The organism is Rugamonas sp. FW305-51, from assembly GCF_058786935.1.
This window is the reverse complement of record NZ_JBYSZG010000014.1, coordinates 123,608-134,332: the sequence shown is the minus strand read 5'-3', so window position 1 is coordinate 134,332 and position 10,725 is coordinate 123,608. Positions and strand designations below refer to the sequence as shown.

The window sequence follows — 10,725 nt, the reverse complement described above, 5'->3', positions numbered from 1 at the left end:
CGCCATAGGCGGGACGGGCGGCGGCGGGGGGAGCGGCACGGGGGGAGATCTGTGGGACAATAGCGACTTTCGGATGCCGGGCCGGCGGGTAGCGCCGGCGTTGTATCGGTCCGAATAACTGCAAAACGACGTAGCCGAATACCACTTATGAAGCAAGAAGACCATCGTGTCCGTGTTGGTGCCGCGCGCAGACTGAAAATGCGCCGTCATCTGATTGAGGGAGCCCTCAAGCTGTTTGCCGAGCGCGGCCTGGAAGAGGTCGTGATCGAGGACGTGATTGCCGCCGCCGGCGTATCGCGCGGTACGTTTTACTATTATTTCAAGACCAATGCGGAGCTGCTGGCCGCCGTCAGCGAAGAGCTGGGCAACGAGTTGATCGCCATGGTCGAATCCGTGGTGGGCAGCATCAAGGATCCGGCCGAACGCCTGGCGCAGGGGCTGCGCCTGTACCTGCACACGGTGCAGGACTATCCGCGGTTTGCCGGCTTCGTGGCCCGCACCGGCCTGCACGCGGCCCGGCCGACCAACCTGGTACTGGAATACATCCCCCGTCACATCGAGGAAGGCATGCGGACCGGCCGCTTCAAGGTGGGCGACGTGGCGATGGGGCTCGATATAGTCGCCGGCATCGCGCTGGCGGCCGTGTGCAGCATCGTGAGCCGGGCGGTGCCCCCTCATTTTCCCGAACAGGTCACCAGTCACATCCTGATGGGACTCGGTTTGACTGCCGCCGCCGCCACGCGGCTGGTGCAGCTCCCGCTGGCCCAGATCGCGTTGCCGGAAGATTCCCTGCTGGTCAAAACCCATGTGGAGCAGGGCGCCGCCAACGCCATCCTGGCGGCCTGAGTGCCGCTCGTGCGGGCCTGGCGCAGGGGGAATGCCCGCCGACAGTGAACAAGGGGAGGCGGCAAAAACCTGGCCGCCTCCGGTCTGCTTAGCGCCGGCTTGTCACCTCAAAGCCGCACGATATGCCGCCGTTGTAGTCCGGCCGCTTATTTTTATTTCTTGCTGCCCAGCTCCATCAACATGCGCGTCAGCAAATACAGCCGGGGCGTGACGCTTGCCACTTCCGCATACTCATCCGGTGTGTGGATGTTGCCACCGACGATGCCGAAGCCATCCAGCGTGGGCGTGCCCACGCCGGCCGAAAAGCTGGCATCGGCCGCACCGCCGCTGCCTTCGAGCGTCAGCTTGCGGCCCAGCTCACCGTAGATGGCCTGCGCCTTGGCGGCCAGCAGGTCCGATTGTGGATTCCTGGGCATGGGCGGAAAACTCCTGATCAAGCTGGTCTTCACCTGCGTGTCGGCGATCAGTTTGTTGGCCGAGACGGTGGCCAGGTCCTTCTCGACGCGGTCAAACTCGTCCGGCGTCATCACCCGGACATCGCCCAGCGCGCTGGCCTGGTCGGGGATCACGTTCTTGGCCGACCCGGTGCGGATGACGGTGAAATTGACGGTGGTCTGTTTTTCCGCATTGCCCAGTTTTCCCAGCTGCAGCACCTGGTGCGCCACTTCCATGGTGGCGTTGCGACCGCTTTCCGGCGCCACGCCCGCGTGGGCCGCCTTGCCGTGCACGTCCACCACGGCGGTGCCGCTGCCTTTGCGCCAGATGACCAGGCCATCGCCGGGACGGCCAGGCTCGAGGTTCAGGGTAACGTCGTGCTCGCGGGCCAGTTTTTCGATCAGGGCCCGGCTTCCCGTGGAGCCGCTTTCCTCGTTCGAATTGAGCAGCAGCGTAATCCTGGCATAGTCCTTGAACTGCAACTGCTGCAGTATCTTGAGCGCATACACGCCGGTGACAACGCCGCCCTTGTTATCCATGACGCCGGGGCCGTAAGCCCGGTCGTCCTTGATGTAGAACGGCTTGGCCTTGGCCGTGCCGGCCTTGTACACGGTATCCATGTGCGCCATGAGCAAGATCTTGCCCTTGCCGGTGCCCTGCAAGGTCGCCACGACGTTGTTGCCAGCCGCCGGGGTGGCGGAATATGTCTCGACACGGGCGCCCAGCTTTTTGAGCTCCTCGATGGCGATGCCGCTCACCTGTTCCAGACCGGCTTCATCGCGGGTGCCGGAATCAATATTGACCAGCCGCTCCAGCAATTGCACGGCCTCGTTCTTGTAGAGTGCTGCCTGCTGGTAGACGTGGTTATCGGGCTGGGCAAATGCCGCCGGCGATGCGATGCCGAGCGCCAAACCCATGCCCAGGCCGAATTTCCGCAGGAAGCGCGTATGGTCTGCTGTCATTCTTATCCTTTGTTTTTAACTGATTGCGTATGCAGGGTGCATGGTAAGTCCGTTGCAGTTAAAAGCGATGTTGCATGCCCAACGCAAGGCCGCTCTGCGTGGCGCCGAATCCCGGATCGTCGCGCGACACGCTGACAGCGAGGTCATGCTGCGCCTTGGCGTACGCGAGGATGGCATACAGGTCGGTGCGATTGGACAGCGCGTATTTCGCCCGGCCGACGTACATGGTCGGGTCGGCTTGTGCCGCCTGCGCGACATGCTGGATATCCTGATGATACACGGCGCCGGTCAAGGCCAATGCCGGGGTCGCCTGGTAAGAGACGCCGCCCCAGACCATGTTGCTGCGTAACTCGGCGACGCCGCTGGCGAAAGTCTTCCTGTAATCGCGGTAGGCGGCAAAGAGCTTGATGTCGCTGAAGGTGTAGGAAAGGCCGACGTGGCCCATGTCGGTCCTGTCCTTGGCGCCGACAGCGGTGGTCGCACCGTTTTGACGGTCGTAGCTGCCGGCGACGGCGAACTGGCCATAGGTGTAGGCCGCTGCCACGTCATATTTGGCCGAACCGCTCGTGCTGCCGGCTTCCTCCCCGAGTCCGTAGGTGGCGCCGATCTTGAACGGCCCGAAATCGCCCTGGTATTTGACCAGGTTGGACACACCGGTCAGCATGCCATCCTTGCGCACCGCGCCCCCGGCAGTGGGGGCGGAGGCGTTGCCCGATATGGCCCAGGAATAGACCGGCGCGTATCCCATGGGATCGAACGGCAGGAGGAAATCGTAGGTCGTGCTGAACGAGCGGCCGACGATCACCCGGCCAAATTTCCCCTGCAATCCAACGTTGGCTTGCCGGTTGAAGAGCGCCGTGCTGTCATCCTGGGTGCCAGTGTCGATGCGGATGCCGCTCTCGAGCTGGAACACGGCCTTCAAATCGGAACCCAGATCTTCGGTTCCGCGGAAGCCGAACCGCGATGTGTTCATGCCGCCGGACTTCATGCTGACCAGACTGCCTTTCGCGGCATTGACGTTGCTGGTGTAGACCAGTGCCTGGTCCAACAGACCATACATCGACACATTCGATTGCGCCTGGGCTGCCGTGAACAGCGTGGAGAGTACGGCCAGAGCCGACATCGTTTTTTTCATTGTTTGTCTCTTATGTATTTTTTATTGAATAACTGACCCATTGCCGGTGACATGCATATGCGCCGGATGTGTGCCATGCCGAACGCTTCGGCCGGCGGTCGTACTATGTCGGAGCGACATCGTCGGCGTAACTGTGGCTATTACGTAGCCTGTGCAGTTGAGATTTTGCTATCGCGGCGTCGTCGTGCCGCGTGCGGGCGGGGAGGGGACAGCGGGGTGATGACCTGGGTGTGTCGCCGGGGCGTGACGACCCATTGTCGCGTCATGGCTGCGCGACAGCATACCGGCGCGCAGCGCCAGCGCTGCGGCCGGTATGACAACAGGGCCGGCTTGCCATTGCCGGCCCCCGGGCATGTGCTGCCCTGCTAGGCGCCCGGTAGTTCCGGCCAGGCTTCCAGGATATCGATCCATCCGCCCATGGAATACCAGCCGCTCCAGCCGTTGCTGGGCGCCGTCTGCCATTGGTGCCACAGGGCACCGTCGCCACCGCGGGCGAATACCTCCATGCGGTTGTCGGCGTTATGGGCCACTTCCAGCCGGTCTATCCAACCGCCGAGCGAATACCAGCCGCTCCAGCCGTTGTTGGGCGCGGTCTGCCATTGATGCCAGAGCGCGCCGTCACCGCCGCGCGCGAAGACTTCCATCCGCCCGTCGTCGTTGATGCCGACTTCCAGCAGGTCGATCCAGCCGCCCATCGAGTACCAGCCACTCCAGCCATTACTGGGCGCGGTCTGCCAGTTGTGCCACACCGCGCCATCGCCGCCGCGCACGAACAGCTCCATGCGGCCGTCGGCGTTGTTGGCCACCTCGATCAGGTCCACCCAGCCGCCCATGGAATACCAGCCGCTCCAGCCGTTATTGGGCGCGGTCTGCCATTGGTGCCACACAGCGCCGTCGCCGCCGCGTGCGAACACTTCCAGCCTGCCGTCGTCGTTCTGCCCGACCTCGATCATGTCGATCCAGCCGCCCATCGAATACCAGCCGCTCCAGCCGTTGCTTGGCGCCGTTTGCCATTGATGCCACAGTGCGCCGTCGCCGCCGCGGGCGAATACTTCCAGCCTGCCGTCGGCGTTGCGGGCCACTTCCAGCCGGTCGATCCAGCCGCCCATGGAATACCAGCCGCTCCAGGCGCCGCCCGGAGCGGTCTGCCAGTTGTGCCACAAGGCGCCGTCGCCGCCCCGCGCGAACACTTCCAGCCGGGTGTCATCGTTTTGCGCGACCTCGATCAGGTCCACCCAGCCGCCCAGCGAATACCAGCCGCTCCAGCCGTTATTGGGTGCGGTCTGCCATTGATGCCAGACGGCGCCGTCCGCGCCGCGCGCAAACACTTCCATCAAGCCCGGCAAGGGGAAGACGTTGTCGCCAGCCAGGCTGACCGGCGTGCCCTCCGGATAGTAGGCTTGCAGCAGGTTCTTGAAGCGGCTCAAGCCGTCGGTCCTGCCGGTGAGGTTGGTGTAGGTCTGCGCCAGCGTCGATGCGCCGGCCCGGACGATCTGTTGCCAGCTGAAGCGCAGTTGATGGCGCAGGAAGTTCAGGAACAGGGTGGAGCATCCGAGCGACACATAATTCCGGTCGGTCGGATCGGTGACGTTGATGTAGTCGGGCCGTCCTGGCGTGTTGAGCCACGTGGAGGCGGAGGCAAAGCCACCGAGGGAGTCCGGATAGAGTTGCGTCGTGAGCACGCGCGAGAGGCCTTCGCCGGTGCTGTAGCCGCAATTCCAGCGCCCCTGCCTGGCCATGAAGACTTCGTCGACTTCGGCCATCGTCAGCATGTTCACCAGATTGCCGTCGGTGGCTGAAAACGCCGCGACGTGCAGCTCGGTGGCGGAGCAATTGGCGTGATAGGCGCCGAAGCTGCCGGGATCGACATACACGCTGAAGCGGCCCGCCGTGACGCCACTGAACCAGCCCACCATCTCCGCAAAATCGCGCTCGCAGTTGGCCAGGAGGGCATTGGCCATATTGAGGCCCGCGCCGCCCAGGCTGTTGTCGTAGTAGACGTCGAAATTGCTGGTGCTGCCGGCGAAGGTGTAGGGGCCCAGGCCAACTTCACGCGCTTCGGCCAGCTGCCCTGGGGCAACCTGCTGGGCCATGGGCTGTCCCTGCAGTGCGCCGGCCTGCGTCTGTTGTTGCTGTTGCTGCGGCTGCAGGTTTTGCCCTTCCGAGGGCGAGGGTGGGATGCCGGGTGTGCCGACCGGGGCGACGGGTGTCAGCGTCCTGTGCATCACGGCGTCGCCCGCGGCAGAGGCGGGGACCCCGCCCGCTTCGGCGGCCAGATTGACGCTCATCGTGCGCGGCATGGCCGACTCGGGCGATCCGCCCTGGCTTCCCTTCGCCGATTGTCCTCCCTTGGCCGATTTGGATGACGGCGTCACTGGACTGTCGGTGCCGGCCGATGGCGGCGGCGGCGTACCGGGCGTGCCCCGCGCCGGCTCGGCCGGGGGCGATCCGGCGACGTCGATATTGGCAGGCGCGGACGGCGGCCCCGATGTACCCCGCGCCGCTTCCGCACCGGTTGCGCCAGCGGGCGTCGAACCTGCCGTCGGCGCCGGCGGAATACCGGGTGTGCCGCGCGCCGATCCGGCATCCGTGGCGTGTGGCGCGCCGGCGGACGCGGCGGGCGGCGGCGGCATGCCCGGCGACCCGCTTGCGCTGGACGCACCGGACATGCCGGCGGTGACCTGCTTGTTGGCCGGCGCCGGTGGCGTGCCGGCGATGCCTACACCGGCCAGCGATGTAATGGCGGCGACCGTATCGGAGCTTCTGGACGGCGGCGGAACCGTGCGGAAAGGCTGGCGTCCCATCTCCGGCGTTCGCGATCCGGCCAAATTGTTGCCACTCGATGGCATGGGCATGCTCATGCCGCCTATGCCGGCCGCCGTTCCTGTCGCGGCTCGGCCCCCATATGCCGGCGACGGCATGTCTGGCGTGCCCAGGCCGAAGGCCGGAGTTGGCCCGCCCGCAGTTCCGGCTGCCGCCGGCAGAACCATGACGCGTTGTGTTGAGTTCATTAAAGTTACTCCTATCGAGGGATAGCACTCGTTTGTGTCGATGAAATACCTTGCTGAAACGCGCCTCGTCCCGCGCTGGCCTGCGGGAATTCAATCGGGTCTCAGCAACCCTTGAAAAGGCTATGTGGAGGAATGGGACGGGCAAGCACCTGAACGCCCGCAGCCTGGTCCGCACTGTCTTGACGGACGTTAGATCGACGGATGCCGCAAACGTTCAATGGCAGCGGCATTCAACGAGGCGCGCTTGCTGAAGTGGCGGCCGGCGCAACTTGTCGAGCATGGCAGGTAGTGGTCATGGTGACCAGCGAGGGCGGCCTGCGCCCGGTCAGGGCCCGGGCACCGGACCGCGCTGGCGTGCGTGGGCCTGCACGGACGGCGCAGGGCAGGGCGCCATCCTGCCGGGGCGTTGCGGGTCCGCCGGCCGGTTCAGGCCGCAGGCGGCCGGCAGCAGGCCGTATTTGGCGAGGATGGCTTGCCAGGCTGGATCGACGCCCATCTTGCCGACGACGGCGTCGAAACCGTCGCGTTGCCGCTGCATGTTTTCCTGGAACATCAGGTGGCGGCTGTATTCCCCGAGGCCGGCGCGCGACAAATGGAACAGATCCTTGAGCACGGGATCGGCATTCTGGTAATAGCGCAAGCTCGATCCGGCCAGGGTGACCACGTCCAGGCGGTGATAGCGCAGCATCTTGAGCAGGGCCGCCTCGCTCATATTGCGGCGCACGTGAATCTGGCCGGCGGCAATGTCCGCGTCCAGCAGCGGGTAGCTGTGGCCCAGTACGCCGCCCAGCCTCACGTTATGCAGCGAGGGCGGCCCTGTGAATTCAAACGGCTGGTCAGTGCGCGACACCAGTTCCTGGCGGTCCAGGAACAGCGGCGCCGACCACAGGTATTTGCCGCCGTCGAGACCGCCAAAGATAACCGAGGGCACGAACAGCACGACGCCGGCGTCACCCTGATCGAGCAGGACGGCAAGGCGGGCCCGCGGCACTATATCCAGTTCGAGTTCATATTTGCCGGCCAGCGCACGGTTCAGGTAGTGGACCAGGTCCTGCGCGAGGCCGCTCCGGGTGGCATCGTCCGTGATGAATGGGGCGGCCGTGTAGTAAATGTGCGCCTTGATGCGCTCGACGGCATGCGCCTGGCAGGCCCATGCGCCCGCCAGCAAGATCGCGCAGGCAAACATGCGGATAGCGGCCATCGGTGGTTCCGGAAGAGGAAGCTGACGCGTCAGTGTCCAGTCTTGCCGGGACGGTGTCAAGCAGGGGGCGCCCGTGATACCCGTCTGCCCTCAATTCACTCCTGAAATTCACGCATTAAGGGGGGCTTGCCGGGCCGTGCCATGCAGACTAGCCCCTGCCGGCCCGCCGACCGATACCGGTTCGGATATCGGCCGACCCAAATTATTCATTAGTTTGACCAGACGACACTCGTTAGCATGGGCGGGCAGTAGCAGTACGGGCTGAGCGCGGGCAGCAACGATGGCCGCGCCTTGCATGTCCGCCGAGCTTGATCTTCTTGAATGTTTTGCGGGGCAATAATGAAAAATCTAAAGACTCGTACCCGGTTGGCCGCCGGTTTCGGCGCCGTATTGCTGTTGATGCTGATGGTGACAGGCACCGCCATGTGGCGCCTGCAAGCGGTGGCCGACGCCACGCGCGACATGATCCGCACGCCGCTGGCCAAGGAACGCCTGATCAGCGACTGGGATGGCGTCATCAACGCTTCGGTCGCCCGCACCACGGCGGCGGCCAGGAGCAACGACCCCAGCCTGATCGCCTACTTCGAAGGCGCCACCAACGACGCGACCAGACGCTCCACCGAGCTGCAGCAGAAACTGGCAACGCTGCTCGTCACGCGGGAGGAAAAGGACCTGTTTGCCGCTATCGTCGCCAGCGGCGCCGTCTATCAGGCGACGGGCAAGGAAGTGTTCCAGCTGCGCACCGACGGCAAGCTGTTCCAGGCCCGCACGCTGTTCGAGAACGGCTACCTGCCCAACGCCAGGAAATACCTGATGCAGATGCAGCAGTTGCTGGCTCTGCAGCGCACTGCCATCAATGCGGCCAGCGCCGACATCGATGGCATCTACCATACCGGCAGCGCGCTGCTGCTGGCGCTGAGCGGCGCCGCCATCGTGTGTGCCATCGGTTCGGCCCTGCTGCTGACCCGTATGCTGCTGCGCCAGCTGGGCGGCGAGCCCGATTATGCGCGCGCCGTGGCCCAGCGCATCGCCTCGGGCGACCTGAGCGGTGAGATCGCGCTGCACGACGGCGACACGGCTAGCCTGATGCACGGCATGAAGCATATGCGCGAGAGCCTGGTGCAGATCGTCTCGCAAGTGCGCAGCAGTACCGACCTGATCGCCGCCGCCTCGGTCGAGAACGCCGCCGGCAACCAGGATTTGTCCAACCGCACCGAGCGGCAAGCGAGCTCGCTGGAGGAGACGGCCGCCTCGATGGAGGAATTGACCGCCACCGTCAAGCGCAACGGCGAGCATGCGCGCCAGGCCAACCAGATGGCGATCTCGGCTTCCAGCGTGGCCGAGGAGGGCGGCGCCGTGGTGGCCGATGTGATCGTGACCATGAACGCGATCCATGGCTCGGCCAACCGGATCGCCGAAATCACCTCCGTCATCGACGGCATCGCCTTCCAAACCAATATCCTGGCGCTGAACGCGGCCGTGGAAGCGGCCCGCGCCGGCGAGCAGGGCCGCGGCTTTGCCGTGGTCGCGGCCGAGGTGCGCAACCTGGCCCAGCGTTCGGCCGCGGCGGCAAAAGAGATCAAGACGCTGATCGGCGATTCGGTGGACAAGGTGGAAAGCGGCAGCCGCCTGGTCGACCAGGCCGGCACCACCATGGGCAAGATCGTGGCCAGCGTGCGCGGCGTGGCCGACATCATGGTGGCGATCACCACGGCCGGCGACGAGCAGGAGCGCGGCATCGACCACATCTGCGTGGCGATCACCGAGCTGGAAGGCGTCACGCAGCAAAACGCGGCGCTGGTGGAGGAGGCCGCCGCCGCCGCCGAGACGCTGCAACTGCAGGCCGATACCCTGGCCCAGACGGTGAACGTGTTCCGGCTCGACGGCCCCGGTACTACGGCCCGTTTGCCCGCCCATCTTCCCGACCCCGCAGGCCAGGCGGCCCGCCGCGGATCGCGGCGGGCCGGACAGCAGGCGTCCGCCCGCAGCCGCGCCGCCTTGCCCGCATAGCCGGACCCGGGCGCCTCCGCCATGCGAGGCGCCCCCTCATCCTTCCAATTCATGCCTTTTTGATAAATTATGCTTGCCTTCCTTTCACGTGTCAGATATTGTTGACACGTGAAATCGAAAACTGGTCGATCGGATAAGCCGGTTGCCCGCCATCCAACTTTGCCGATAGCCGGCCGCGCGCCTGTGCTGGCATTTACTAAATGAAGGCAAGCATGAACACATTGAACAGGAGTGCCAGGATCGCCGGTTTCTTCTATCTGCTGGTCATACTGATCGCACCCTTGCGGCTGGTCTACATCCCCAGCGAGCTGTTTGCCGATGACAATGCCGCCACGACAATCAGCGCGATCGCGAGCCATGAACTGCTGTTTCGCCTGGGGATAGTGAGCGACCTGGTGACGGGGGCCGTCAGCCTGGTGCTGACGTTCGCGCTGTACCGGCTGTTCAGGGACGTGAACAAGCACTATGCCTTGCTGATGCTGATGCTGGGCTTCATGGACACGCCGCTGTACTTCCTCAACACGCTCAACGATATGGCCACCCTCATCCTGGTGCAGGGCCCCGACTTCCTGGCTGGCTTCGACAAGACCCAGCGTGCCGGCCTGGCCATGCTGTTTCTGCGCGTGCACAGCATGATGACGTTTGCCTCGGAAATCTTTTGGGGCTTGTGGCTGTTCCCCTTGGCGGCGCTGGTGTACCGCTGCGGCTTCCTGCCCCGCTTCCTGGCGATCTGGCTCACCATCAATGGCTGCGCCTACCTGGCGCTCAGCTACGCGGGTTTGCTGCGCCCGGAATGGAACGGACTCGTCGCCAATCTCGCTTTCCCGTGCCAATTGGGCGAGGTGGCGTTCGCCCTCTGGATCTTGGTTCTGGGCGCCAGGCAGCGGCAAAACAGGGCGCTTGCCACCTCCGTCGCCGCCTAAAGGAAACGTCCCCGAAGAGCGCGCTGTCGTCAATAAAGTGTGCTGACCCGCTTGGCAACGCCCATTTGCCAAAAGTATAATCCGGCCCGGCTCAGGCCATATGGCGACCAGTCGCCGCATGGCCCGCCCACGCCGTGTGCGTCCGCATTGTCACGCTAGCCTTGTTGCCGCGTGGCCGTCCCGGCCAGCCATCCGCTGACCA

The 10,725-nt window shown here is 64.8% G+C and carries 7 protein-coding genes; 3 read left to right on the top strand and 4 right to left on the bottom strand.

Annotation, left to right across the window (positions count from 1 at the left end):
- Positions 1 to 198: 198 nt before the first annotated feature.
- Positions 199 to 846 carry a TetR/AcrR family transcriptional regulator gene (locus tag AC3WOS_RS12450; RefSeq protein WP_492716272.1) on the top strand — a complete coding sequence of 216 codons (648 nt, stop codon included), beginning with the start codon at positions 199 to 201 and terminating at the stop codon, positions 844 to 846.
- Positions 847 to 998: 152 nt separating this feature from the next.
- On the opposite strand, the gene AC3WOS_RS12445 is transcribed toward AC3WOS_RS12450, so the two are convergent.
- The 4 genes from AC3WOS_RS12445 to AC3WOS_RS12430 form a co-directional block, all read right to left on the bottom strand.
- Positions 999 to 2,198: a M20/M25/M40 family metallo-hydrolase gene (locus tag AC3WOS_RS12445; RefSeq protein WP_492716275.1), complete on the bottom strand. Its 1,200-nt coding sequence runs from the start codon at positions 2,196 to 2,198 to the stop codon at positions 999 to 1,001.
- A 103-nt stretch (positions 2,199 to 2,301) separates the two neighbouring features.
- Positions 2,302 to 3,378, bottom strand: coding sequence for a porin (locus AC3WOS_RS12440; protein WP_492716271.1), 1,077 nt, complete (start codon positions 3,376 to 3,378; stop codon positions 2,302 to 2,304).
- Positions 3,379 to 3,743: 365 nt separating this feature from the next.
- Positions 3,744 to 6,239 (bottom strand): PLL family lectin, encoded by a 2,496-nt coding sequence (locus tag AC3WOS_RS12435; protein WP_492716270.1) that lies wholly within the window; start codon positions 6,237 to 6,239, stop codon positions 3,744 to 3,746.
- 475 nt (positions 6,240 to 6,714) lie between these two features.
- The gene (locus AC3WOS_RS12430; protein ID WP_492716269.1) at positions 6,715 to 7,590 is read right to left on the bottom strand and encodes a substrate-binding periplasmic protein; all 876 of its coding nucleotides are present in this window, start codon (positions 7,588 to 7,590) and stop codon (positions 6,715 to 6,717) included.
- 339 nt (positions 7,591 to 7,929) lie between these two features.
- Between AC3WOS_RS12430 and AC3WOS_RS12425 the strand changes: the two genes are divergently transcribed.
- A complete protein-coding gene (locus AC3WOS_RS12425; RefSeq protein ID WP_492716268.1) occupies positions 7,930 to 9,600 on the top strand; it encodes a methyl-accepting chemotaxis protein in 1,671 nt (556 codons plus the stop codon).
- Between the two features lie 212 nt (positions 9,601 to 9,812).
- The gene (locus tag AC3WOS_RS12420) at positions 9,813 to 10,523 is read left to right on the top strand and encodes a DUF4386 domain-containing protein (protein WP_492716267.1); all 711 of its coding nucleotides are present in this window, start codon (positions 9,813 to 9,815) and stop codon (positions 10,521 to 10,523) included.
- Positions 10,524 to 10,725 lie beyond the last annotated feature (202 nt).

Coding starts and splice junctions, on each gene's coding strand:
- AC3WOS_RS12430 (WP_492716269.1), bottom strand. CDS start 7,590: ATGGCCGCTATCCGCATGTTTGCCTGCGCGATCTTGCTGGCGGGCGCA.
- AC3WOS_RS12440 (WP_492716271.1), bottom strand. CDS start 3,378: ATGAAAAAAACGATGTCGGCTCTGGCCGTACTCTCCACGCTGTTCACG.
- AC3WOS_RS12420 (WP_492716267.1), top strand. CDS start 9,813: ATGAACACATTGAACAGGAGTGCCAGGATCGCCGGTTTCTTCTATCTG.
- AC3WOS_RS12450 (WP_492716272.1), top strand. CDS start 199: ATGCGCCGTCATCTGATTGAGGGAGCCCTCAAGCTGTTTGCCGAGCGC.
- AC3WOS_RS12435 (WP_492716270.1), bottom strand. CDS start 6,239: ATGAGCATGCCCATGCCATCGAGTGGCAACAATTTGGCCGGATCGCGA.
- AC3WOS_RS12425 (WP_492716268.1), top strand. CDS start 7,930: ATGAAAAATCTAAAGACTCGTACCCGGTTGGCCGCCGGTTTCGGCGCC.
- AC3WOS_RS12445 (WP_492716275.1), bottom strand. CDS start 2,198: ATGGGTTTGGCGCTCGGCATCGCATCGCCGGCGGCATTTGCCCAGCCC.